Annotated in this window: 19 protein-coding genes and 1 pseudogene; 11 read left to right on the top strand and 9 right to left on the bottom strand. The window is 73.5% G+C overall.

Translation table 11 applies throughout. The annotated features are described in order from the left end of the window. Positions 1-12: 12 nt before the first annotated feature. From PV789_RS24580 to PV789_RS24545, 8 genes and pseudogenes are all read left to right on the top strand, one after another. A pseudogene (locus PV789_RS24580) lies at positions 13-374 on the top strand (tetratricopeptide repeat protein); the annotation flags it as partial. 309 nt (positions 375-683) lie between these two features. Beyond that, entirely contained in the window at positions 684-2,252 is a 1,569-nt protein-coding gene (locus PV789_RS24575) for a sugar transferase (protein ID WP_274974743.1), read from the top strand. A gap of 3 nt (positions 2,253-2,255) precedes the next feature. After that, positions 2,256-3,047 (top strand): 3'(2'),5'-bisphosphate nucleotidase CysQ, encoded by a 792-nt coding sequence (locus PV789_RS24570; RefSeq protein ID WP_274974742.1) that lies wholly within the window; start codon positions 2,256-2,258, stop codon positions 3,045-3,047. Between the two features lie 50 nt (positions 3,048-3,097). Continuing rightward, a complete protein-coding gene (cysD, locus tag PV789_RS24565) occupies positions 3,098-4,027 on the top strand; it encodes a sulfate adenylyltransferase subunit CysD (RefSeq protein ID WP_047869798.1) in 930 nt (309 codons plus the stop codon). Between the two features lie 175 nt (positions 4,028-4,202). After that, a complete protein-coding gene (cysN, locus tag PV789_RS24560) occupies positions 4,203-5,486 on the top strand; it encodes a sulfate adenylyltransferase subunit CysN (RefSeq protein WP_302475369.1) in 1,284 nt (427 codons plus the stop codon). A 536-nt stretch (positions 5,487-6,022) separates the two neighbouring features. Then, positions 6,023-7,183, top strand: coding sequence for a S8 family peptidase (locus tag PV789_RS24555; protein ID WP_274974740.1), 1,161 nt, complete (start codon positions 6,023-6,025; stop codon positions 7,181-7,183). Positions 7,184-7,424: 241 nt separating this feature from the next. Next, positions 7,425-8,315, top strand: a complete 891-nt coding sequence (locus PV789_RS24550) for a sulfotransferase (protein WP_274978245.1) — start codon at positions 7,425-7,427, stop codon at positions 8,313-8,315. A gap of 238 nt (positions 8,316-8,553) precedes the next feature. After that, positions 8,554-9,543, top strand: a complete 990-nt coding sequence (locus tag PV789_RS24545) for a glycoside hydrolase family 26 protein (RefSeq protein WP_372491863.1) — start codon at positions 8,554-8,556, stop codon at positions 9,541-9,543. Between the two features lie 98 nt (positions 9,544-9,641). Here PV789_RS24545 and PV789_RS24540 read toward each other — a convergent pair whose 3' ends face one another. From PV789_RS24540 to PV789_RS24505, 8 genes are all read right to left on the bottom strand, one after another. Next, complete coding sequence (locus PV789_RS24540; RefSeq protein ID WP_274974738.1) at positions 9,642-11,204, bottom strand: glycosyltransferase; 1,563 nt, start codon at positions 11,202-11,204, stop codon at positions 9,642-9,644. After that, positions 11,201-11,659, bottom strand: coding sequence for a glycosyltransferase family 28 protein (locus PV789_RS24535; protein ID WP_013154976.1), 459 nt, complete (start codon positions 11,657-11,659; stop codon positions 11,201-11,203). The genes PV789_RS24540 and PV789_RS24535 overlap by 4 nt, the downstream gene beginning before the upstream one ends. Positions 11,660-11,915: 256 nt before the next feature. After that, entirely contained in the window at positions 11,916-13,583 is a 1,668-nt protein-coding gene (locus PV789_RS24530) for a lipopolysaccharide biosynthesis protein (protein ID WP_274974737.1), read from the bottom strand. Then, on the bottom strand, positions 13,553-14,434 hold the full coding sequence (locus tag PV789_RS24525) for a sulfotransferase domain-containing protein (RefSeq protein ID WP_274974736.1): 882 nt from the start codon (positions 14,432-14,434) through the stop codon (positions 13,553-13,555). Before PV789_RS24525 ends, PV789_RS24530 begins: the two co-directional genes overlap by 31 nt. A gap of 144 nt (positions 14,435-14,578) precedes the next feature. Continuing rightward, the gene (locus PV789_RS24520) at positions 14,579-15,802 is read right to left on the bottom strand and encodes an aminoglycoside phosphotransferase family protein (RefSeq protein WP_274974735.1); all 1,224 of its coding nucleotides are present in this window, start codon (positions 15,800-15,802) and stop codon (positions 14,579-14,581) included. Then, on the bottom strand, positions 15,799-17,226 hold the full coding sequence (locus PV789_RS24515; RefSeq protein WP_475466125.1) for a ligase: 1,428 nt from the start codon (positions 17,224-17,226) through the stop codon (positions 15,799-15,801). Before PV789_RS24515 ends, PV789_RS24520 begins: the two co-directional genes overlap by 4 nt. Next, positions 17,226-19,829, bottom strand: a complete 2,604-nt coding sequence (locus tag PV789_RS24510; RefSeq protein WP_274974734.1) for a lipopolysaccharide biosynthesis protein — start codon at positions 19,827-19,829, stop codon at positions 17,226-17,228. The genes PV789_RS24515 and PV789_RS24510 overlap by 1 nt, the downstream gene beginning before the upstream one ends. 215 nt (positions 19,830-20,044) lie before the next feature. Next, the gene (locus PV789_RS24505; protein WP_274974733.1) at positions 20,045-20,437 is read right to left on the bottom strand and encodes a DUF4190 domain-containing protein; all 393 of its coding nucleotides are present in this window, start codon (positions 20,435-20,437) and stop codon (positions 20,045-20,047) included. 439 nt (positions 20,438-20,876) lie between these two features. Between PV789_RS24505 and purN the strand changes: the two genes are divergently transcribed. Genes purN through PV789_RS24490 form a run of 3 tightly spaced genes read left to right on the top strand, consistent with a single transcriptional unit; the run spans position 20,877 to position 23,951 of the window. Beyond that, positions 20,877-21,512, top strand: coding sequence for a phosphoribosylglycinamide formyltransferase (gene purN, locus PV789_RS24500; RefSeq protein ID WP_274978244.1), 636 nt, complete (start codon positions 20,877-20,879; stop codon positions 21,510-21,512). After that, positions 21,509-23,077 carry a bifunctional phosphoribosylaminoimidazolecarboxamide formyltransferase/IMP cyclohydrolase gene (gene purH / locus PV789_RS24495; protein ID WP_274974732.1) on the top strand — a complete coding sequence of 523 codons (1,569 nt, stop codon included), beginning with the start codon at positions 21,509-21,511 and terminating at the stop codon, positions 23,075-23,077. Before purN ends, purH begins: the two co-directional genes overlap by 4 nt. Positions 23,078-23,093: 16 nt before the next feature. Next, positions 23,094-23,951, top strand: a complete 858-nt coding sequence (locus PV789_RS24490) for a bifunctional methylenetetrahydrofolate dehydrogenase/methenyltetrahydrofolate cyclohydrolase (protein ID WP_274974731.1) — start codon at positions 23,094-23,096, stop codon at positions 23,949-23,951. Positions 23,952-24,278: 327 nt separating this feature from the next. Here the strand turns inward: PV789_RS24490 and PV789_RS24485 are convergent, their stop codons facing one another. Continuing rightward, complete coding sequence (locus PV789_RS24485) at positions 24,279-24,884, bottom strand: FHA domain-containing protein (protein WP_274974730.1); 606 nt, start codon at positions 24,882-24,884, stop codon at positions 24,279-24,281. Positions 24,885-25,199 lie beyond the last annotated feature (315 nt).

Below are 25,199 nucleotides of genomic sequence, written 5' to 3'. Positions count from 1 at the left end.
GGCCGCGGAACCCGGTCGCTCCTGGCCGCGGCCGCCGGGCACGCCCCGCGCCGGCTCCCCGAGGAGGTCGAGCGCTTCCGCCAGGCGGAGTCCCTGCTGGACCGGGGAGACCCCCTCGGCGCGCTCGCCCTGCTCCGGCCGATGCTCGGCGAGCACGCCGCCGACCGGAACGTGTGCCTGCTCGCCGCACGCGCCTACTACCGCTCGGCTCAGCTGGGCCGCGCCCGCCGCACCCTGGAGAGATGGTGGCGCGGAGCCCGGACGACGCGTACGCGCGCCTGCTCCTGGGCCGCACGCTCCAGCGCCAGGGGGAGCGGGAGCTGGCCGGACCGCACCTGCGCCTGGCCGGTGCCATGGCGCCCGAGTACGTCTGACCCGCTGCGCGTGCCGTCCGCGCGGCCCGGGTTTCGGCTGTGCCCCCCGCGCGGTCACCGGCGTCCCGATCAGGTCACCTCCGCGTGACCGCGCGGATCTCGGCACAGACACATTCTTGTGTTGAACAGGCCTTCTTACCCAACAAGCCGCAACACTGCGCGACTTTTCCACTACTTCTGGTTAATGTTCGGGGCGTTGGTCTCCGCGCCCGACGCACCTGCCCCGCTCACGTCCTCAGAGTGCTCTCCCATGGCGCGCGGAGCGATGCCGTGTGAGCTGCAAGAGTCGTGGGTCTTGGGGGAGTGTACGTGGTCACAACCAGCCGGACGGATACCGTCCGCGAACAGTCGGCGCGGATCGTGGTCGGCCCCGGAGCCCCCGGAGATCCAGGCATTCCAGGAAACCCCGCCGCCGCGGGCGCCACCGGGCGGCGCGCGGCGGTCGCCCCCGACGGCGGGACCAGCGGCGCCTGGGTGCGCCCCTACGTCGTGAGCCTGGTCGGCCTGGACCTGGCCGCCGCCCTGACGGCCACCCTCAGCGGCACGGCGGTCCGCTTCCCCTCCGCCCTCGGAACGGCCACCGCTCTGCCCTACCTGGCCCTCTCCCTCCTGCTGCCCCCCGCGTGGATCCTCTTCGTCTACCTCGGCGGCGGCTACGCCCGCCGCTTCCTGGGCGTGGGCACGGAGGAGTACCGCCGCGTCGCCACGGCCGGGATCGCCCTCGCCGCCACCGTCGCCGTCGGCGCCTACGCCCTGCGCTTCGACCTCGCCCGCGGCTACGCGCTCGTCACCCTGCCGCTCATCCTCCTGCTCACCCTCGGCCTGAGGTACGCGCGCCGCAAGGCCCTGCACCGGCGCCGCGGCTCGGGCCAGTGCATGAGCCGGGTCGTGGTCGTCGGCTACCGCGTGGCCGTCCGCGACCTGGTCCGCCGCTTCCGCGGCGAGGTCTACCACGGCATGCGCGTGGTGGGCGTGTGCCTGCCCCGGGAGGAGGCCGCCTCCGGTCCGGGCGCCGACGAGGTGGAGGGCTGCCCGGTCCTGGGCACCTTCACCGGCGCGGCCGAGGCCGCCGCCCTGGCCGGGGCCGACACCGTCGCGGTCCTGGCCTGCCCGGAGATGGACGGGGCCGAGCTGCGCCGCCTGGCCTGGCGGCTGGAGGAGACCGGCACCGACCTCATCGTCGCCTCCGCGCTCATGGACGTGGCCGGGCCGCGCACCTCCATCCGGCCGGTCGCGGGGCTGCCCCTGCTGCACGTGGAGCACCCCGAACTCGTGGGCGCGCGCCGCGTCCTCAAAGGCGCCTTCGACCGCTGCGCCGCCGCCCTGGCCCTGGTGCTGCTGTCACCGCTGTTCCTGGCGCTGTGCGTCCTGGTCCGGGCCGAGGGCGGCGGACCCGCCCTCTTCACCCAGACGCGCGTGGGCAGGGGCGGGGGCGAGTTCACCGTCTACAAGTTCCGTACGATGGTGGTGGGGGCCGAGGCGTTGAAGGCGATGCTCCAGCCCCGCAACGAGCACGAGGGCGTGCTGTTCAAGATGCGCCGCGACCCCAGGGTGACGGCCGTGGGGGCCTGGCTGCGCCGGTACTCGCTCGACGAGCTCCCCCAGCTCGTCAACGTGGTCCGGGGGGAGATGTCGCTCGTCGGCCCGAGGCCGCCGCTTCCGGAGGAGGTCGCCCGCTACGGGGACGACGTCCGCCGCAGATTGGTGGTCAAGCCGGGTATGACGGGTCTGTGGCAGGTGAGCGGCCGCTCCGACCTCTCCTGGGAGGAATCGGTCCGCCTCGACCTGCGGTACGTGGAAAACTGGTCGCTGACACTGGACGTCCAGATCTTGTGGAAGACGTGGTCAGCGGTGATCCGTGGGGCGGGAGCATACTAGCCGGTGAAGAACATCCGAAACGATCATGAGGTGGCCCGCGATCTGGCCAGCGAGGCGGGGCAGCTGCTGCTGCGCCTGCGCGCCCGGCACGGTTTCGACGAGCCCGACGTCCTGCGCACCCTGGGGGACCGCACCTCCCACGAGTTCCTGTTCTCCGCGCTGGGGCGGCTGCGGCCCAGCGACGCCGTCCTCTCCGAGGAGGGCGCCGACGACCCCGCGCGGCTCAACTCGCGCCGGGTGTGGATCATCGACCCGCTCGACGGCACGCGCGAGTTCGCCGAGGCCGGACGCACCGACTGGGCCGTGCACGTGGCGCTGTGGGAGAACGGCGACCTGGTCGCGGGCGCCGTGGCGCTGCCCGCCCAGGGCAGCACCCTGTCCACGGTCGACCCGCCCTGGCTGCCCGAGGAGCGCCCCTCGGACCAGCGGCTGCGCATCACCGCCAGCCGGACCCGGCCCCCGGCCTTCGTCCAGCGGATGGCCACCCAGTTGGGCGCCGAGGTGGTCCCGATGGGCTCCGCGGGCGCCAAGATCTGCGCGGTGCTGCTCGGCATCGCCGACATCTACGTGCACGCGGGCGGCCAGTACGAGTGGGACAGCGCCGCCCCGGTGGCGGTGGCCCGGGCCTCGGGTCTGCACACCTCGCGGATCGACGGTTCCCCGCTGCGGTACAACACGGCGGACCCGCTGCTGCCGGATGTCCTTGTATGCCGATCGGAATTGTCGGGTATGTTGTTGGCAAGCATCCGCGACGGCGCGGACCTGGACAGCGCGGGTCCGCACGCGGGGGGCTGATAGGACGACCCCTCCGCCGTCGGCCCTGTCGGTATTTCTAAGGCGGATTCATGGGTCAGGCGAGTCAGCAGGCCGGACGCTACCAGCTCTCCCAGCTGGACGTCCTGGAGGCCGAAGCCATCTTCATCATGCGCGAGGTGGCCGCGGAGTTCGAGCGGCCGGTGCTGCTCTTCTCCGGCGGCAAGGACTCCATCGTGATGCTGCGCCTGGCCGAGAAGGCGTTCTGGCCCGGCGCCGTCCCGTTCCCCGTCATGCACGTGGACACCGGCCACAACTTCGACGAGGTCATCGAGTTCCGCGACCGCCGGGTCGCCGAGGCGGGGGTCCGCCTGGTCGTGGCCTCGGTACAGGAGCAGATCGACGCGGGCAAGGTCTCCGAGCCCACCGGCCGCTGGGCCAGCCGCAACCGCCTCCAGACCTCGGCGCTGCTGGAGGCCATCGAGGAGAACGGCTTCGACGCCGCCTTCGGCGGCGCGCGACGCGACGAGGAGAAGGCCCGGGCCAAGGAGCGGGTCTTCTCCTTCCGCGACGAGTTCGGCCAGTGGGACCCCAAGAACCAGCGCCCCGAGCTGTGGAGCGTGTTCAACACCCGCATCGAGCGGGGCGAGCACATCCGGGTCTTCCCGATCTCCAACTGGACCGAGCTGGACGTGTGGGCCTACATCAAGCGGGAGCGGCTGGAGCTGCCCTCGATCTACTTCGCCCACGAGCGCGAGGTCTTCGAGCGCGACGGCATCCTGCTGTCGAACTCGCCCATCATCAACCGCGACGAGACCGAGGTCCCGTTCACCGAGACCGTCCGCTACCGCACCGTCGGCGACCTCACCTGCACCGGGGCGGTCAAGTCCACGGCCGCGGAGATCGACGACATCATCGCCGAGATCGCCGCGACCCGGGTGACCGAGCGGGGGCAGACGCGGGCGGACGACCGCACCAGCGAGGCCGCCATGGAGGACCGCAAGCGCGAGGGCTACTTCTAGCGCGACCGCCGGGAGGACCCGGGCCCGCCCCGTCCGCCGTCGTCCCGAACCCGTGACGGGTGTCGGGCGCCGACCGGGGCGCGGACCAGGACCCCACGCACCACACCGGCGACGTCCGGGCCGATCCAGCGGCACCCGCGCCGGAACCCGTTCCCCGCAGACCACACACTCCGCATTGGACCAGGCAAGCATGAGCAACGACATCCTGCGGTTCGCGACGGCGGGTTCCGTCGACGACGGCAAGAGCACCCTGATCGGCCGACTGCTGTTCGACTCCAAGTCCATCTTCGAGGACCAGCTCGACGCGGTGGAGCGCACCAGTGCCGCGCGCGGCGAGGGGCAGACCAACCTGGCGCTGCTCACCGACGGCCTGCGCGCCGAGCGCGAGCAGGGCATCACCATCGACGTGGCGTACCGCTACTTCGCCACCCCCAAGCGCACCTTCATCATCGCCGACACCCCCGGGCACATCCAGTACACCCGGAACATGGTCACCGGCGCCTCCACGGCCGACCTCGCCATCATCCTGGTGGACGCGCGCAAGGGCCTCCAGGAGCAGAGCCGCCGCCACGCCTTCCTCACCACCCTGCTCCAGGTGCCCCACCTGGTGCTGGCGGTCAACAAGATGGACCTGGTGGACTACTCCCAGGAACGCTTCGAGGAGATCAGGGCCGAGTTCGCCGACTTCGCCACCAAGCTGGACGTGTGCGACCTGACCTTCGTGCCGATCTCGGCCCTGAACGGCGACAACGTGGTGAGCCGCTCAGAGAACATGCCCTGGTACACCGGGCCCTCCCTGCTCCACCACCTGGAGAACGTGCACATCGCCTCCGACCGCAACCTCATCGACGCGCGCTTCCCCGTGCAGTACGTGATCCGGCCGCACAGGTCGGCCGACCCCGAGCTGCACGACTACCGGGGCTACGCGGGCCAGCTCGCGGGCGGCGTCCTCAAGCCGGGCGACGAGGTCACCCACCTGCCGTCCGGGCTGAACACGCGGATCGCCAGGATCGTCACCGCCGACGGCGACGTCACCGAGGCCTACTCGCCGATGTCGGTCACCCTCCTGCTGGAGGACGAGATCGACATCTCCCGGGGCGACATGATCTGCCGCCCCAACAACGCCCCCGCGGTCACCCAGGACCTGGAGGCGATGGTGTGCTGGATGACGGACGCGCGCAAGCTCACGCCGCGCTCCAAGCTCATCCTCAAGCACACCACCCGCACCGCCAAGGTCGTGGTCAAGGACCTGCGCTACCGGCTGGACGTCAACACGCTGCACCGCGACGAGCAGGCCGACCACCTCTCGCTCAACGAGATCGGCCGGGTGCGCCTGCGCTCCACCCAGCCCCTGTTCGTGGACGAGTACGCCAAGAACCGCGAGACGGGCGGGTTCATCCTCATCGACGAGTCCACCAACGCCACGGTCGCCGCGGGGATGGTCGTCAAGACCGACTGACCCGGGGCCGGGGCGCCGGACGCCCGGAACGTGGAAGGGGGCCGCCCGCCGGGGCGTCCCCCTTCCACGTGTGTTGCCACCGTGCCATGAGGCCCGGCGGGGGCGGACACGGCGGATCCGAAGGCGCCGGAAAGGGCGGCGTCGGGCGGGTGCCCATGCCCGCCACCGGGTTAACCGAGAAATCTGTTTTGGTTCTCAGATTCTTACGGAATGGTTTCCTTCGGTCAACGCCATGTTTCTCGGTAAGGACTCCGGGGGTGGCCGAAAGGCCTGTCCGAAAAACGTTTGACCACTACAGGCGAGTGTTTTCGGGCCTCCTCCCCACGGTTCCTCCACCCCCGGGCGCTGCGCGAGCACGCACCCCGGAAGCGGCCGCGAGGTACTTGGACGCAAAAAAAGTTGCCCTCACACCCTGGAGTGGAGAGCGAAGTCTGGTTATGGTGGCAAAGCGCAGCGAACCTGGAATCGCTTGACTACTCTGGGTTATTGACCGCTGTGCTCCTCCCATTACCGTCCCCCGCAAAAGGAGAATACGAGTGCACAGGCACACCACCAGGAGAACGGTGCTCGGCCTCGCCGCGGCCGGCGCCCTCTCCGTCCCCCTGGCCCTGTCGGGCGCCGTCTCGGCCGGCGCCGACGAGCTCGCCCCCCTCCACACCGTCGGCTCCTCGGCCACGGGCGACTACTTCGTCGTCCTGGAGGACACGCTCAGCGCCGCCTCCGTCACCCCCTCGTCCCTCGGCATCTCCTCCGACCAGGTCAACCACACCTACGACGAGGTCGTCAACGGCTACTCGGCCAGCCTGAGCGCTCAGGAGGTGCGCGAACTGCGAGGGCAGTCGGGCGTCGCCTACGTCGAGGAGGTCGGCGTCGCGCACACCACGGTCACGTGGGGCCAGGACCGCATCGACCAGGAGGACCTGCCCCTGGACGGCTCCTACGGCACCACCGGCGACGGGGCCGGGGTCTCCGCCTACATCATCGACAGCGGCATCGACGCCTCGCACCCCGACTTCGGCGGTCGCGCCTCCTCCGCCTTCGACGCCTACGGCGGCGACGGCGGCGACGGCAACGGCCACGGAACCCACGTCGCGGGCACCATCGGCTCCGCCACCTACGGCGTCGCCCCCGCCGCCGACCTCTTCGGCGTCAAGGTGCTCGACGACAACGGCTCGGGCTCCTACGACGACGTCATCGCCGGTATCGACTGGGTGGCCGCCAACGCCGGACCCAACGCGGTGGCCAACATGTCCCTGGGCGGGCCCGCCTCCCCGACCCTGGACGAGGCCGTCAACAGCCTGGCCGCCTCCGGTGTGTTCGTCGCGGTCGCGGCGGGCAACGAGGGCCAGGACGCGGGCAACACCTCCCCGGGCGGCGCCGAGGGCGTGACCACGGTCGGCGCCTCCGACGCGACCGACGCCGCGGCCTACTTCTCCAACCACGGCCCGTCCGTCGACATCTACGCCCCCGGCGTGGACGTGGAGTCCACCGTCCCCGGCGGCGGGACCGACTCCTATGACGGCACCTCGATGGCCAGCCCGCACGTCGCCGGAGCGGCCGCCCTGTACAAGAGCGTGAACGGCGACGACGACCAGGCCACCATCCAGGACTGGCTCGTCTCCAACGCCGGCGTGGACAAGCTCAGCGGCGTTCCCTCGGGGACGGTCAACCTGCTGCTCAACGTCCAGGGCCTCTGACCCGGGGGGTTGTGGAGACCCCGCTCGTCCACAGCCCGCTCCGCGGCCACCGCGCGAGGAGCAGACGAAGAACCGTTCGGCCCCGGTCCGGGGGAGGTCTTCCCCGGACCGGGGCCGACGCGTGTCCGGGCCGAGGTCCCCGGCCCGGGCACGCGTACGTCACCCGGGGGTCATATTAGGTGACCGAAAGTAATAGCCTGGTGGGGTGGACGATGGTTATCGACTGGTGTTCGTCGGTGGAATGGGCCGCTCCGGCTCGACCCTGATCGAGCGGCTCCTCGGCGAACTGCCCGGGTTCTGTTCGGTCGGCGAGGTCGTGCACCTGTGGCGGCGCGGACTGGTGGAGGACGAGCTGTGCGGCTGCGGCCGCCCGTTCTCCGGCTGCGGCTTCTGGTCCGATGTGGGCAAGGAGGCCTTCGGCGGCTGGGACCGCCTGGACACCGGGGAGGTGCTGCGGCTCAAGGACCGCGTCGACCGCACCCGCTTCCTGCCGGTGCTGCTCAACGGTGCCCACCAGGGGCTGCTCGCCTCGCGCTGCGACCGCTACACCGAGCTCTACCACCGCCTGTACTCGGCGGTGTCCCTGGTCAGCGGCGCCCACGTCATCGTGGACGCCAGCAAGCACGCCTCCCTGGCCGCCTGCCTGCGCTGGCGCTACGGCGCCCGGATGCGCCTGCTGCACGTGGTGCGCGACCCGCGTGCGGTGGCCCACTCCTGGGCCAGGCGGGTGGCGCGCCCGGACGCCTCCCCCGACAGCAGCGAGCCGGAGATGGCCCGCTACTCGGCCGGACGGGCGTCGGTGCAGTGGATGGCCCAGAACGCCTCCTTCGACGCCCTGGCCCGACGCGGTGTCCCGACCCTGCGCGTGCGCTACGAGGACTTCGTCGCCGACCCCGGGGGCGAATTCGCCCGGATCGCGGAGTTCGCGGGGTACGCGGGCACCCCGCCGGACGCGGCGCGGGACGGCTTCGAGCTGTCGGAGGGGCACGCCGTGTCGGGCAACCCGATGCGCTTCACGGCGGGGCGGGTCGGGGTCCGCGCCGACCACGGGTGGCGTGAGGGGATGCCCGCCTGGCGGCGGCGCCTGGTGGCCGCGGTGACGGCGCCGTCCCGGGGGCGTTACGGCTACTGAAGTCCGTTTTGCCACTTCAAGGACTGTTGTTCGCCCCAATTATGACGTATGGTGTCCATCTGAACACTCTAAGTCACTTTTGGAGAACTAGGGGGAGTTCGACGTGGACAGGGGACCGGTACGGGCACTGGCGACGACGGGGGCACTGACCCTCGTCCTGACACTGGTCGGAGCGGGGGACGCCCCGGCGGGCGGGGCCCCGTCCTCTCCACGGCAACCCTCTGACCGGCCCGCGGGGGTGACGGAGCCGCCCTGGCGCGGGGGGTACGCCACCGACGAGGAGTGCACCGTCTCGGAGATCCTGGAGCCCTCGTGCGGCGTCTGGTGGGGGGCCAGCCCCTATCAGGACCGGATCGAGCCCCTGGAGGAGGCGGTCGACCGCCGCATGGACATCGTCTACACCTGGCGCGGCGTCGACCAGGCCAACGTCCCCGGCGAGCGCGAACGCCGGCTGATCGCCGAGGGCAGGTTCGTGCACACCAACATCGAGGCCCGGCGGTTCACGCGATCCGGGCATCCGGCGGTCTCCTACGAGTCCCTCATCGACGGCGAGTTCGACGACTCGCTGCGCTCCCAGGCCCGCGCCATCGCGGAACTGGACGTGCCCTACTTCGTCACCTTCGACCACGAGGCCGACGCCAACACGCGCTACAACAGGCGCGGCACGCCCGAGGAGTTCGTGCGGGCCTGGCGGCACATCGTGGACCTGTACCGCGAGGAGGGCGCGGACAACGCCATCTGGGTGTGGAACGTGACCGGCTGGGAGGGCAACTTCGACCGCCTCCCCGGCCTGTGGCCCGGCAACGACTACGTCGACTGGGTCAGCTGGGAGGCGTACAACATGACCGGCTGCGACTCCCAGCCGCACTGGGACGAGGTGTACTCCTTCGAGGACATGATGCGCCCCGCCTACGAGTGGTTCCAGAACGAGGGGCCCGAACACGGGATCGACCCCGACAAGCCGGTGATGATCGGGGAGATGGGCACCACGCACATCGGCCCGCAGGAGACCCTGGAGTGGTACTCCGAGATCCCCGACGTGCTGCGCCGCTACGAGCGGGTGCGCGCGGTCAAGGTGTGGGACAACAAGCTGTCCCCGGACTGCGACTTCCGGATCCGGGCCGACGAGTACGCCCAGCGCGGCTTCGAGGCCGCCGGACAGGACCCGTACGTGTACCTGCCCGAGCGGGTGCGCCGCTTGGCCGAGTACGCCCAGGAACGGGGCTGACCGCCCGGGGCCCGGGCCGTCCGGGACGGTTCGCGCGGACCGCCGCTCCCGCAGGGGGCGGCGGTCCGCGCGTGTGGGGCCCGGCGCGCGGACCGGGGTTACAGGCCCCTGCCGCGCAGGTGCAGCGCTCGCGTGACCCACCCGGCGGGCACCCCGAGCACCACCGCCAGCGCCAGGTAGGCACGGGCCTCGGCCGGGCGGCTGCGGACGGTGGTGCCGATCCAGCGCAGCGCGGCGCGCCGACGCCCGGAGGCGGCCTCGGCGAAGGCGATCTGCCCGGCCACGCGCGCGTGGCCGCGCGGCACCAGCGCGAACTCGGGGTAGCGGTCCAGCAGCCAGCGCAGGGCCGTGGAGATGGTCCGCCAGCGTCCGGAGAAGTGCGACCTGCGGTGCCACAGCACCCGCACGCCCGGTTCGGGGATGTTGCGGATGGGGCCGCGCCGGGCCAGGCGCAGCAGCAGTTCGTAGTCCTCGGCGTAGCTGCCGGGGATCTCCTCGCTGACGGTTCCGCAGCCGTCGATCATGGCGCGGCGCCGGATGAGGAACGTGGACGGGTGCAGCTCGGTCAGGCGCGACCCCAGCAGGTCGCCGAAGGTCACGCTGGTGCGGTCCAGGCTGCGGACCGCCTCGACCCTGTCGTAGACCACCCGGATGCCGCAGCACACCATCTCCGTGCCGGGCTCGTCGAGCATGACGTCGACCTGCGCCCGGAGCTTCCCGGGCAGCCACGTGTCGTCGTCGTCGCAGAAGGCCACCAGGTCGGTGTCGGCGGCGAGCACACCGGTGTTGCGGGCCCCGGCCAGGCCGGGGGTGAGGGTGTTGGTGACCACCCGCACGGGGCGGTCGCCGTCGGAGCGGGCCAGGGAGGGGTCGGGCTGGTCGTTGTCGAAGACGACGATCGTGGTGATGCGGCCGGAGTAGTCCTGCTCGTTGATCGCCCGCAGGGTCCGGCGCAGCAGTTCCGGCCGGTCGCGGGTGGGCACCACCACGGTCACACCGGGCAGGGGCCCGCCGTCGCCGGGACCGGACGCGGCGGTGCGGGCGGCGGCCAGCGGGTCCGCGCCGCCTGCGGCCGTGTCGGCGGGTGCTGCGGGTTCCGCCGTCGCGCCCGGGCCCCGCGTGAGGAGGTCGATGAGCTCCCCGGCGCGCAGCGCGGCCCGCTCGGTGCCCTCGCCGTCGCCGGGGTCGACCCGGAAGTCCCCGGGCGAGGCGAGCGCCCTGTCCAGGAGCGCGCAGAGCTGCTGGGGGGTCGTGCAGGAGCGCACCCGGCCCGCCTCCTCCAGGCGCCGTACGAAAAGGAGCTGGTGCTCGTCCACGTGCTCGTCCAGTTCGGGGTCGCGGGCGACGACGATGGGCAGGCGTCCGGCGCGGCGGGCCTGGACGATGGTGCCCGGTCCGCCGTGGGCGACGACCACCCGGGCCCGGCGCATGTGCTCGCCGAGTTCCTCGCCGGGCAGGAACTGGGCGCCCGCGGCCACCGCGGGGGCGGCGCTGTGCCCGTGCTGGACCAGGAAGCGCAGGCCCCGGTGGCGCCGGGCGTAGTCGTCGATCCACCGGACCAGCCGGTCGAAGGAGTGGTGGTCGGTGCCGAGGCTGACGACCACGTCGGGGTGGCCGCTGTCGTCGGGGCGCGGGACGGGACGCGTGGTCTGTTCGGTCAAAGCAGCGGTCCTACCGTGATGGCGGTCGGCATGAAGGCGCGCTGTTCCTCCCACTGGGCGAGGAACAGCCGGGTGAACGGACGGCACAGCCGGGCGGTGAGCGTCGGTGTGTCGAGGCGGTCGTAGACCTCGATGTAGACGGTCGGTATCCGCAGCAGCCACGCCAGGGCGAAGAACGGCAGCGCCACCCCGGCGCCGGTGGTGACCACGGCGCACGGGCGCCGTTCGCGCAGGACGCGGACGGCCAGCCAGGCGTTGCGCAGCAGGTTGCCCACGTGGCGGGTGGTGGGGTGGAAGGCCCACCGGACGCGCTCGCCGGTCAGGGCGGACTCGGCGTCGGGGGTCCGGAAGGTCACCCACACGCGCTCGCGGTGCCGCCACCAGGGGCGCAGTGAGCACAACTGGGCGAGGTGCCCTCCGCTGGAGGCCACCAGGAGAACCGGTCGTGGAGACATGGGGTCATCATTCCATAACTCTGTGTAGTCACTGGGAAGGTCGCGGCGAGGCGCACCTGTTGTCCACAGGCGGGAGAGGACGTCTTCCGCCGGGCGCGCGCAGGGGCTTTCATGGATAACGGGGGGTCCCCAGGGCCCGCCCGCCTCGGCGTGCCCTCACCGCCTCCGCCCGGGCTCCTCAGTCGGCCTCCTCGGCCCCGCGCCGCCTCCGGTCGCCGCAGTGTGCCCCCACCGCCTCCGCCCGCCTCGGCGCGCCTCACCGGCGCGGATCCAGCCCCAGCAGTCCGCGCAGCGACCACACCGTCACCAGGTGACCCACCGCTCCCGAGGCCACCGCCATCGCCAGCGACGCGACCCCGCCGCCCAACAGCGCCTCCAGCAGCAGAGGCAGGGCGCCGAACCAGGTCATCGTGCTGGCCGTCGCGGCCAGCACCGGGCGGCTGAACGGGTGCAGCACCACGCGGGAGCGCAGTTGCCACAGCGGAAGCAGCTTGCGCACCAGCATCGCGGCCACCAGGGCCACGGCCGCCCCGGTCGCTCCGGCCGCGGGTACGAGCAGCACGCACACCAGCACGTTCGCCGTCAGCGACAGCACGTTGTTGACCAGGTTGAGCCGGGTCAGCCCGGTCATGCTCAGGACCAGGTCTCCCATCCCCAGCGCTGCGGCCGCCATCTGGCCCGCGCACACCACGGCCAGCGCCGTCGCCCCCGCCGCGTACTCCGGCCCGAACAGCCGCATCACCTGGGGGGCGAACACCAGCACCGACAGGTACAAAGGCCACAGCAGGCACACCAGCCAAGCCGTTCCCGCCTGGTAGAGGGTCCGGACCCCGGCGTGGTCGCCCGTCGCCAGCTGTTCGGCGAACCTGGGCTGGGCCGCGTACAGCACCGCCTGCGTGCCGAACTGGCCGACCACCATGACCCGCGTGGCCGCCGTGAACACCGCCGCCCCGCTCAGCCCGCCCAGGAGCGCCACGAGGACCACGCCGCCGCGCTGCACACCCATCTGGGCGACCGCGGCCACCGCGCGCGGCAGGGAGAAGGCCCAGAACGTCCGCGCGTCCACCCTCTCCACGGTCTCTTCCACGGCCTCCGGGACCACGGCCGTCCCCGTGGTCGCGGGCTCCTCACGGGCACGGCCGGTCCCCGACGCCACAGCCGTCGCGGCGGCACCGGAGCCACCTGCGCTCCCGAGGGCATCCGCATCCCCGGAGCCACCCGCCTTCCCGGAGGCGCCACCGGCCTCGGGGACGGCCCGGCGCACGACACGCCCCAGCCAGAACCACGCCACCACGGCCGCGGGCAGGTACGGCCCCGCCCACGCCAGCGCCAACAGTCCCGCCGCCCCCGACAGTGCGACCCCCGCCACCAGGGCCAGCTGCGCCAGCGGACGGCCCACCTTGTCCACCAGCACGGTCCCGGCCATGTCGTGGTGGGCCCGCGTCGCGGCCAGGGCCGTGTCCGCCAGCACCGCGAACGGCAGGAACACCGCCAGCAGCCGCAGGTAGATTTCCGCCTCGCCGCCGCCCAGCCCCCGCGCCACCGGCCCGGCGCACACCAGCAGCAGCACCGCCAGCGCGCACGCGGCCAGCACGGCCGGGGCCGCGGCCGTCCGCAGCAGCCGGGGCACGCCCCCGGGTTCGCCGAACACGCGCATCCGGGCGATGAAGTACACCAAGCCGTCCGACGCGCCCAGGTTGGCCACCACCGCGGCGATCAGGAACACCGACGTCGCCGAGAACAGCAGCCCCGCCGTCTCCTGGGAGAACGCACGCGTGATCGTCACGATCACCGCGAGGTTCAGCGCGGCGCCGACCACGGCCCCCGCCATGTTGACCGCCCCGCCGCGCAGCACGCGGCGCAGCCCCGCCCGCTCCCGCTCCGCCGCGGCGGTCACGCGCGCCACGAGGGGACGCGCCCCCACCAGTCCGCCAGCCGCGCGTCGCTGTCGGCGAACCGCGCCGCCAGCTCCGCGCGCAGCCCCTCGGGCATGCTCGTCCGGGCGCGCGCGTTGTGCCTGCCCGGGGCGTCGCCCGGTCCGGGCGGCAGCCCCAGGAACCGCTCCACCTCACCCAGCGCCCTCGCCGTGCCGTCGAACAGGTCGGCGTGGTCCACCACGTGCATCCGGTCCCGTCCCAGGTGCTTCTCCATCCGCGCCAACTGGTCCGCGTAGAGGCCGCGCGCCACGTAGCCGTGGTGCTGGTGGGAGTACGACAGGTACCCGGGATCGGCCAGCATCCGCTCCTCCTCACCGGCCAGCCGCTCCGGCTCCAGTTCCAGCGCCCGCTCGAACGGTTCGGTCTCGAAGCCGCGCGCGGTCTCGTGCGCGTGCGCCGAGTAGGCCCGCTCCACCGGGTCGCGCAGGATGACCACCACCCGCACGTCCGGCAGGTCGCGGGCGATCCGCTCGGCGGCCAGCGGGTGGAACAGGTAGTACGGGCTGGACTCGACCACCCGCACCCGGGGCCGCCCCGGCCGGGCCCGCAGCGACGCGCGCAGGGGGAAGTACGTCCGGTACCGGTCCGGGCCGCCGCGGTAGCCGGTGTCGAAGTAGTGCACCCCCTTGCGCAGGGTGGGACCGGTGACGCACGGGTGCAGGCACAGCGTCCTGAACAGCGACGTCGTGCCCGAGCGCTGCGCCCCGCAGACGAGGAGATCGGGCAGGGCGCGGGCCGGTGCGGTGAGCGTGCCCAGGCCGTCGGCGAGGGGCAGGAGCGCCTTCCTGGCCGGGACGGCCATGCGGTGGAACAGGACGGGAACGGTGCTCCGGGGCATCACGTGCTCCTTCTGTCGCAGTTTCGGTCAACCCCGGCAGCCGTCCTCGGCGCCCGGGCTCGGCGGGTCGTGTCGATCGATCGGGTGGCCTGGTTCGCCGGACCGCCCGGACCCGAAAGGACCGCTCGGGCCCGGCGGGGACGTTCAGGTCTGATGGGCGGCCTCGTGGGCCGCCCTCTCCTGGAGCCCCTCCAGCGCGGGCAGCAGCCAGTCGTCCACGGCCGCCAGGTGGCCGCCGCTCTCGTCCTGCCGGTCGTGCAGGTACCGGGTGGCCAGGTCGATCAGGTACAGCGCCATCACCGTGGACACCGTGTGGGAGCGCACCCCGGTCTCGGACATCAGCGGGTCGCGCAGCAGCCGCGACCCGCTCTCCAGCCACCGGTGCACCCCCGGGTGGACCCCGGCCTGCACGCACTCGTTGAGGTCGTAGTGCAGGGCGTCGAAGCCCGCGGGGGCGTCCATGGCGAGGCGCTCCCAGTCCCACACGAACGCGCGCCGCGCGGTGCTGGCGATGTTCCACCTGGTCAGGTCGCCGTGCCAGGCTCCGAACGGCACGTACACGTCGGGCAGGCGGCGCAGCGCCGCGCGCAGGGGCGCCACCTCGGGGCGCGTGCCCAGCGTCACGATCCGCTCCTCCAGCGACCGCCGGTAGGGGCTGTCGGACAGCCTCCGGCGCCGCACCCTGGACAGTCCGACGATCTGCGTCACGCATCTCAGCAGCTGGCGCCGCGTGGGCCGGTCGGTCTGGACGCCCACCGGCAGCGCCTCCTGCACCAGCAGCGGGTGGCCGTTCCACTCGCCCTCGTGCAGCAGCCGGGGGACGGTCACGTCCGGCAGGCGGGCCTCGGCGAGCTGGCGCAGAGCGCGCGTCTCGGCGCGCACCAGGCGCGAGGTCAGGTCGTTGACGGCCACCTTGGCGTAGCCGATCGTGCGTCCGCCGGGCGTGAGCAGCAGGAGCACCGGCTTGCGGTTGGCCCGGGGCGGGCCCACGTGGATGGCGACGGCCAGATCTCGGTCCAGCGCCGCCGTGAGCGCGTGCTCGATGCCCGGACCGGCCCCCACGTACAGCCGGTCCCGCAGCAGGAGCGGGGCCAGCCCGGTGGCGAACGCACCGGTCAGCAGCAGTGTGCGCGCCCTCTCCCGGAACGAGTGCCCCTGCGCGAAGGACGTGATGCCCCGGGTGGCCGCCGACCGGTCGTGCGCGGGCAGGATCACCCGGGGGTTCTGCGCGTTGGGGACCGGAAGGTACTGGGTGCCCCGGTCGCGGCGCACCAGCCGCCGCATACCGCGGTCGCCGGGGCCGAGCAGCCCGCCGCACGGCCACAGCACCGCGGCGAGGTCGGTCAGGTAGGTCGTCTCGCTGTTCACCAAAGACCCCCGCGGGTGCGCGCGGTCCGCCGCCGGAGCACCGGTTCCTCGCCCCGCCACAGCAGGGCGACGGCGACCATGGTGACGGCCAGCGGGGACATCAGCGCGACGTAGAAGAACATGTACCAGAACAGCAGCAGCACGGTCAGCAGCGCGCCCTGACCCTCCAGCGATGCCGCGCGGCGGTAGCGCCACACGACGTGCGCGAAGAAGGCGAGCATGAGGCCGGTGCCCGCCCAGCCCCCGGTGATCAGCGTCATCCACAGCTGTCCCGCGTTGCCGATGACGTGCTGGCCGCAGCCGGGGCACTCGGAGGTGGGGCCGATCGCGATCGACTCCGAGCTGCCCAGGCTCTCGCGGGTGGTGCCCCACCCCATGACCGGGGACAGCCGGGCGGCCTCCACGGACGCCGCGTTGGTGGCGGCCCGGCCGTCGTCGCTGTGCGGGTTGTCGAGCCTGGCCCGCACCACGTCGGCCAGCGGTGAGGCGGCCAGCGCCAGCAGCACCGCCAGGCCCGCGACGGCGCAGGCCCCCACCAGGACCACCCGGCCTCGGCGCAGCGCCACCAGGGCCGCGAAGGCCGCGGACAGCGCCAGCCCCGCCCACAGGGCCCGGTTGAGCGAGTACACGGCGGGGACCAAGGCCAGCGCGGCGGCGGCCAGCCCGCCCCAGCGCACCCGGCCCGAACCCTGCGCCACCCAACCCACCACCAGCCACACCAGCAGCAGGGAGAGCATGTAGCCCCAGATGTTGGTGTACTCCCAGGGTGCCTTCGGTCGGGCCGACTCGTACCCGAAGATGTCCATGACCTGCGCGGACGCCGGGTGGATGAGGGCCTGCATGTAGGGGTCGGCGGCGAGGGCGGCGGGGAGCAGGTACTCCGCCGGGGCCGTGAACTCGAACCGGGGCGCGAGCATGCCCAGGAAGCCGCCCGCGATCGTGGTCAGGCACAGCACCGCCAGCGCGCCCACGACCGCGCGCGTGGGCAGCTCGCGCTCGGAGAGGTTGCCGACGTAGAGCAGCAGGACCGTCAGCACCAGGTAGTTGACCGCGCGGAGCACGGCGCCGCCGTATCCGCCGCTGCCCGGCACGGTCCCGGGCATCTCCAGGTGGACCAGGCACAGGCCCAGCACCGTCCACAGCAGGAACAGCGCCCACAGCCAGAATCCCGGAGGGACCCGCAGCCCCGTGGCGCGGTGCCGGCGCACCAGTTCGGCGGCCATCGGGACCGCGAACAGCCAGTACGCGAACTGCCCCAGGCCCAGCGCCCACCACAGCGGGTACCCGGCCAGCAGCCAGAGCAGCGGCCGACCGGTGCCGACGCGGGTTCCGTCCGCCGGGAGCGGATCCCCGAGGCCCCCGACGACGGGGCCCGCCGCCCCGGCGGTCGGCCGGGGGGCGCGTGCGGACGTGCTCCAGGCCATCAGTTCCGGGTCCCCGGGGCGGTGTCGGGGGTGCTGTCCGGGGCGGTGTCCGGGGAGGCGGAGTCCCCGGCGGCTCCGGTCGGCCGGGACTCCTCGGTCCCCTCCGTCCCCTCGGTCGCGAAGGCCACGAGGGCCTCCGTGGCCTCGGCGCCGCTGACGGTCGTCTCGGGGCCGTGGGGCTCCCGCGCCTCAGCGGTCCGGGCCAGCCCGAAGGCCATCTCCGCCTCCGAGGCCGAGCCCGGGGCCGCCGCGGTCCCCGCGGCTCCGCCGCTGGCCCCGCCGGTTCCGTCCGCTCCGGTCCTGTCCACGCCGGTCCTGTCCGCTCCGCTCAGGTCCGGGGCCGCGGAGTCCTCCCCGGTCCGGCCGGTCCCGGTGGCCTCGGGCGTCACCGGGATCTGGGTTGCGCCGTCGCCGCCCAGCACGCGGGGGACCTCCAAGCCCGCGGGTATCCCGCCGTCGCGGGGAGCCGCCGCGTCCTGTGCGGTGCCGTCGTCGGCTCCGTCCGCCTCCGCCATCCGCTCGGCCGTGTCGGCCCCGGCCGCCCCGGAGCGCTCCTCGGCGGGGCCGACGCCACCGGCGCGCTCACCGCCGTCCGCGCCCGCCGAGTCCGCGTCCTCCGCCGGACCCTCCACGGCCTTCCCGCGTCCTGCCGCGGCCTCCGCCCGCCGGGGACCGGGCACCCCGGGAACCCCTTCGGCGTCTCTGGGAGCCGGGGGCCGTGCCGCCCCGCCGCGTCCCCGCGTCCCCGCGGCCCCGGCAGGGGGCAGTTCGCTGACGATGCCGGTCAGCGCGATCCCCGTACCGGCGCGGCCCCTCGCGGCCCCGGCCGACCCCTCGGCCCGCTCGTCCGCCCCGACCGCTCCGTCCCTTCCGGGCGTGCGGCCGGACCCGGCGATCGGCTCCCCGGCGACCGGCTCGGCGGCGGGCGGCGACCCCACCGGCGCGGGCCCGGCCAGCGGCTGGCGCGGCAGGACCGCCGTGCCCGGAACGGGCACCCCGAACCGGTCGGCGAGGACGAGCAGCTCCCGCAGCTCCGCCCGGCGCGTGCGGTCCAGTTCGACCACCGGCAGCATCAGGTCGGCCGAACCGGCCAGCGCGTGCGCGTCGGCGCGCTCGCTCACCGGCGCCACCGCCACCACCACGTACTCCGCCCCCGCCCGCAGCAGCCGCACCAGTTCCGGCATGGCGGTGCCCTGCACCGGCGCGTCCAGACCCGGCGACCCGTAGCGCAGGACCCGCAGCCGGGACACCGTGTCGGGCCGCACCTCCAGGTCGGCGGGGTCCTCACCCTCCAGCAGCGCCTCGGCCAGCCCGGGGCCCTCCGGCAGTCCCAGCAGCTCGCCGACCGTGTCGGTGCGGGGGTCGGTGCACACCAGCAGCGTCTCCGAGCCCGTGCGGGCCAGGGAGGCGGCCAGGTTCACCGCGGCCGCCGCACCGGCGCGGCCCGGGGTGGTCGCGGTGACCAGCAGCACGCGGCCGAGGACCGCCTCCTCCTCACCGAGGAGTTCGGCCAGCCCGTCCTCCTCCCGGGCGCCGCCCGCGTCCGCGGCCGCTCCGGCACGGTCGGACGCTCCCGTCCCGCCCGCCCCGGCACCCTCCGAGGGCCGGTCGTCCGCCGAGGGAACGGGGAGCGCGGCGAGGCGGGCGCGCACCAGGTGCGCGAACTCGTTGACCCGCTGCCCGCGCCGGTCGCCGTCCGTCAGCAGCCCGGGGGAGCGCTGGCCGCGCCCGACCCGCTCGGACAGGTCGAGCAGCACCGGCACCGCCCCGATCCGCCCGGTCTCCCCGGCGTCGTGCAGCCCCGGATCGAGGCGGTCGCGCACCACGGCCGCCAGCAGCCCCGCCAGCAGGCCGAGCGCACCGCCGCCGACCAGCCACAGGGCGGGCACCGGACTGCTCGCGCGCTCGGGGAGCCCCGCCGGGGTGATGACACTGCCGGGCTCGACCGTCTCGGCCAGGGCGCTGAGCGGGCTGATGCCGTTGCCCAGCTCGGTGATCTCCGCGCGCAGGGCCTCCACCCGAGCGTCCGCGCCGGGGTCGGCTGGCTCCGCGGCGGCCTCGGCGAGGGCCTCGTAGCGGGCCTCCTGCTCACCGCGCAGCGCCTCCAGATGGCTGTCGATCAGTTCGTCGATCCGCTCGCGGCGCAGTTCGAGGTAGGCGTCGGCGTAGGCCTGCGCGCCCGCCCGCGCGGCCTCCGGGCTCCCGGCGGAGTAGCTGATCTCCAGGACGCTGCTGTTGGGGGGAACGCTCACGTCCACCCGCTCGCGCAGGTCCGCCACCGAGGGCGCGGCGCCGCCCTCCTCCGCCAGGGCCTCGGCCACGGCGGACGACACGCGGTCCGACAGCAGGACCTGCGCCTCGGTGTCGAGGTTGACGTCCCCGGCCAGGCGGCCCGAGCGCTCCCCGGTGAACTCGGCCATCCCGCTGGGCTGGACCTGGACGGCGGAGACGGAGGTGTAGGCGGCGGGGAGTCCGACCGCCGCGGCGGAGGCCAGGGCCAGCCCGCCGAGCACCCCGGCGCCGACGAACCGCCAGCGGCGGCGCAGCAGTGCCGTGTACTCCCTCAGTTCCGGTCCGGACGGGCCGGGGGCGTCGGTGTCCATCGAGTCCTCTCCGCGCAAGGGTAGTCAACACTTTTAGTGATTGATTGCATACTAAGTGTAATCCCTTGGGGGATCTTCGCGGTGTGGGCGAGCGGCCGTTTCCCGACTCGGGTAGTGACCGGAACCGGAGAGCGGGTCACAACCCACGAAGACCCCCGGGCACGCGAAAGGGGCGGCGGGACACCCCCGCCGCCCCCTCGGACGCCTCGACCGACCTAGCTGATGACCACCGTGGGCGGAAGACCGGTGGAGGACTCCCACGCCTCGTCGCACTCGTTCTGGCTGGAGACCGTGTGCGCCAGGGCCGAGCAGTCCCGGTACTGCGCCATCTGCTCCTGGTACACCACGGCCACCGCGAACAGCGACAGCGACATCACGATCCCCAGCACGCCCACGACCACGCTCATCAGCGCGCCCGGCGCCTCGGTGCGGTTCGCCCGCGCGGCCCGCCTCGCCCGGAAGCCCTGCACGACACCGAACACGGACAGCACGACCCCGTAGGGCGGCAGCAGCAGGCCGGCCGCCCCGAAGAACAGGCCCCACAGGCCGCCGCGTTCGGCTCTGGGCGGCTGCCCCTCGTTCCGGGGCTCCGGGCTGTTGTCGGTCAAGGTTCACTCCTTATGCGCGCCCCGCTCGGGGCGCCGTGGTCGCCTCCGCCGCACGGAGGCTACCCGTCGTCCATGGTCACGCCGGTCCGCGGGCCACCGAGACCCCCGTCACAGGCCGGCCAACACCCACTCCCCGTGGGTAGACGCTACCTGGACCGATAGGGTGGGAACGCGGGCGGGCCCAGCGGGCGCGCCCGTCACCCGCCCGTCACCCGCCGCCACCCCCAACGGACGTCTCCGGCCCACGGAGGCCCGCGGGGGAGCGCCCGGCGGAGGATGATCGGGTCACCCGCACACCACGCCTCCGGCTCCGGCGCGCGCCGGCCCCGGACCGGCGTACGCGAGATCCGGATGCTGCGCCGTCCCCCGGCGCCCCCGGAAGGCCGGAGGCGGCTCTCGCACCGTTCTCTACACAATGGGAGAAGCATTGTCCGCGCGAGTGGTGGTCCTCATATCGGGCACGGGCAGCAACATGGCCGCCCTGCTGGAGGCGGCCGGGGACCCGGCCTACGGGGCGACCGTCGTCGCCGTCGGCTCCGACCGCGAGGGGACCCGCGGAATCGCACTGGCCGAGGAGGCCGGTGTGCCCGCGTTCGTCGTCCCCTTCCGCGCCTACCCCGACCGCTCGCGGTGGAACGCCGCCATGGCCGAACGCATCAGCGAGCACCGCCCCGACCTGGTGGTCTCCGCGGGCTTCATGCGCATCCTCGGCCCCGCCGTGATCGGCAGCCACCCCGCGGTCAACATCCACCCCGCGCTGCTGCCCTCCTTCCCCGGCGCGCACGCCGTGCGTGACGCGCTCGCCCACGGTGTCCGCGTCACCGGCACCACCATCCACTTCCTCGACGAGGGCGTCGACTCCGGTCCGATCATCGACCAGGTCGCGGTGCCCGTCGAGGACGGCGATGACGAAGCCAGCCTCCACGAGCGCATCAAGACCGTGGAGCGGGCGATGCTGGTCGACACGGTCGGCAGGCTCGCCCGCGAGGGCTGGACCATCGACGGCAGGCACGTGCGGTTCGGCCGCACCGAGCAGCGCGTCACCGACGCGACCGACACGAAGGAGAACCGGTGACCCAGCAGGCCATCAGGCGTGCGTTGATCAGCGTCTACGACAAGACCGGTCTGGAGGAGCTGGGCATCGGCCTGGCCGAGGCCGGGGTGGAGATCGTCTCCACCGGCTCCACCGCCGCGCGGCTGCGCGCCGCCGACATCCCCGTCACCCCCGTGGAGGACGTCACCGGCTTCCCCGAGATCATGGAGGGCCGCGTCAAGACGCTGCACCCCTCCGTGCACGCCGGGCTGCTGGCCGACCAGAACAACCCCGAGCACGTCGCCAGGATCAAGGAGCTGGGCATCGCCCCCTTCGACCTGGTCGTGGTCAACCTCTACCCCTTCCGGGACACCGTCGCCTCCGGCGCCTCCGAGGCCGACTGCATCGAGAAGATCGACATCGGCGGCCCCGCCATGGTGCGCGCCTCGGCCAAGAACCACGGCAGCGTGGCGATCGTGGTCGACCCGGGCGGCTACGACGCCGCCCTGGAGGCCGTCCGCGACGGCGGCTTCACCCTGGAGCAGCGCAAGCGCCTGGCCGGGCTCGCCTTCCAGCACACCGCCGCCTACGACGCGGCCGTCGCCGACTGGTTCGCGGCCGACTACGCCCCCGACGCCGAGGCCGCCGAGTCGGGCTGGCCCGGTTTCCTGGCCACCGTCCACAACCGCAGGGACGTCCTGCGCTACGGCGAGAACCCCCACCAGAAGGCGGCGCTGTACACCGTCGCGGGCGCCCCGGAGACCGGTTTGGCCGGAGCCGAGCAGCTGCACGGCAAGGCGATGTCCTACAACAACTACGTGGACGCCGACGCCGCGCTGCGCGCCGCCCACGACTTCGACCAGCCGTGCGTGGCCATCATCAAGCACGCCAACCCGTGCGGGATCGCCGTCGGCGCCGACAACGCCGAGGCCCACCGCAGGGCGCACGCCTGCGACCCGGTGTCGGCCTTCGGCGGCGTCATCGCCACCAACCGACCCGTCGGCGAGGAGCTGGCCGGGCAGATCGCGGAGATCTTCACCGAGGTCGTCGTCGCCCCCGCCTTCGAGCCCGCGGCCGTGGAGATCCTCAGCCGCAAGAAGAGCATCCGCCTGCTCGTGGCGCAGGGCTCCGGCCCCGGCGCGGGCGTGGAGCACCGCCAGATCAGCGGCGGCCTGCTGGTGCAGTCGCGCGACGCCATCGACGCCCCCGGCGACGACCCCTCCACCTGGACCCTGGCCACCGGCGAGCCCGCCGACGAGGCCACCCTGGCCGACCTGGCCTTCGCCTGGAAGGCCGTGCGCGCGGTCAAGTCCAACGCCATCCTCCTCGCCTCCGGCGGCGCCACCGTGGGCGTGGGCATGGGCCAGGTCAACCGCGTGGACTCCGCCCGCCTGGCGGTCACGCGCGCGGGCGAGAGGGTGACCGGCTCCGTCGCGGCCAGCGACGCCTTCTTCCCCTTCCCCGACGGCCTGGAGATCCTCACCGGCGCGGGGGTCCGCGCCGTCGTCCAGCCCGGCGGCTCGGTCCGCGACGAGGAGGTCGTGGCCGCGGCCGAGGCGGCCGGCGTGACCATGTACCTCACCGGGACCCGGCACTTCTTCCACTGAGCGAGGAGACACACGCATGAGCGCGATCGTCCTGGACGGCAAGGCCGTCGCCAAGTCCATCCGCGAGGAGCTCTCCGAGCGGGTGGCAAAGCTGCACGACCGCGGCGTCACCCCCGGTCTGGGCACGGTCCTGGTCGGCGACGACCCGGGCAGCCACTCCTACGTGCGCGGCAAGCACCGCGACTGCGCCCAGGTGGGCATCGCCAGCATCCGCCGCGACCTGCCCGCCGACGCCACCCAGGAGCAGGTGGAGCAGGCCGTCCACGAACTCAACGCGGACCCGGCCTGCACCGGCTACATCGTGCAGCTCCCGCTGCCCGGGGGCCTGGACGAGAACCGCGTGCTGGGCCTGATCGACCCGGTCAAGGACGCGGACGGGCTCCAGCCCTCCAACCTCGGCAAACTGGTGCTGATGCAGGAGGCGCCGCTGCCGTGCACCCCGCGCGGCATCGTGGAGCTGCTCACCCGCTACGAGGTGCCGCTCAAGGGCGCCGAGGTGGTCGTGGTCGGGCGCGGCGTGACCGTGGGCCGCCCCCTCGGCCTGCTGCTGACCCGCCGGTCGGAGAACGCCACCGTCACCCTGTGCCACACCGGCACCCGTGACCTGGCCGAGCACACGCGCCGCGCGGACATCATCGTCGCCGGTGCCGGAGTGCCCGGGCTCATCACCAAGGACATGGTGAAGCCGGGCGCGGCCGTGCTGGACGTGGGCGTCTCGCGCACCGAGTCGGGCCTGGTCGGCGACGTCGTCCCCGACGTGGCCGAGGTGGCCGGGCACCTGTCGCCCAACCCCGGCGGCGTGGGCCCGATGACCCGGGCGATGCTGCTGGTGAACGTGGTGGAGGCCGCCGAGCGGCAGGCCGCCGCCCTCTAGCAGTGTTTTTTGGGCCTCCGCTTCGGCCCGTGTTCGGGCGCCCGGAGAACGGGAATCGGGTTGAAGCAGGCACAGCGGTGCCTACGGCGGGTTCGCTCGTTCCTCGCGAACCCGCCTCCGCCACCTCCAGAACCCCGTGGGCGCCCGAACCGACCCCCACAAGCTGAGGCCGGTCCGGAGAACCATCCCTAACCGCACCCCTGCCGGGCCCCGTCCGAGGCGGGGCCCGGCTCCGGCGTCACACACGGGCCGAAACCGGTCACACCGAGTGACCGGCCTCGGCCTGTTCGTTCGCGCGGCACCGCTCCGGTGGGGCCGGGGGAGCGCTCAGCTGGCCTTGCGGGCCGATCCGCCGATCGGCATCGGCCGCACCAGGCCCAGCGCCACGACCTCGTTGGCCAGCCGCGTCCTGCGGTTCTGCCCCTCGGGGATGCGGAACTTCTGGTACAGCCGCAACAGGTGCTGTTTGACCGCCGCCTCGGTGACCACCAGCGCCTCGGCGATGTCCCGGGCGGTGGCGGGGGCCACGAAGGCCTCCTCCGACAGCGCGGGCTGGCACAGCGCGGTCAGCACGTCCAGCTCCCGGCGGGTCAGCTCGGGGGCGGCGCCGCGGCGCAGTTCGATGTCGGGGCTGATCTGCTCCTTGGGCAGTCCGCCGACCCGGCAGCGCGCGGTGCCGAAGCTCACCACGTCGCCCTCCTCCAGCACCCGGCGGGCGATGGGGCGGCCGTTCACCCGGGTCCCGTTGCGCGACAGGCCCAGGTCCACCACGTAGACGTAGGGGCCGCGGCGGACCAGTTCGGCGTGCAGCTGGGAGACGCTCGGATCGTTCAGCCGGATGTCGGCGCCCTCCCCGCGGCCGACCGTGGTGACCTCACCGGCGAGCTGGCGTATGTCCCCGGTCTCTTCGACGCGGAGGTAGGGCCCGTCCACGGTGGTTCCTCCCGGAGTGGGGTGGCGCTGCCGGTGGGGGTGCGGGCGACGGTGGTGGAGGGAAGGCTGTCGTGGGGTGACGGTTCGGTCTACGCGTGGAGTGGGCTTCATGGGGGTGGTCCTCGCTCACCGGTGCACTCATCTCCAGCTTGGTTACCCGGGCGGTAAGCGTTCTACGCGCTTACTCCGGAGTTAGACGGATAAGACGTGCAAATACGGCTCTGTTGCCGAACCGGAAGCGGGAAACGGTCATGGGCGTTCGGGGTCCGAGCCGGGCCGTTTCCGTGAGCCCTGAGGAGTCGGCGGCCCGGATCA

The sequence above is a fragment of the Nocardiopsis camelliae genome (genome assembly GCF_028993595.1).
Taxonomy (GTDB): Bacteria; Actinomycetota; Actinomycetes; order Streptosporangiales; family Streptosporangiaceae; genus Nocardiopsis; species Nocardiopsis dassonvillei.
This window is presented reverse-complemented; position numbering and strand designations above follow the sequence as displayed.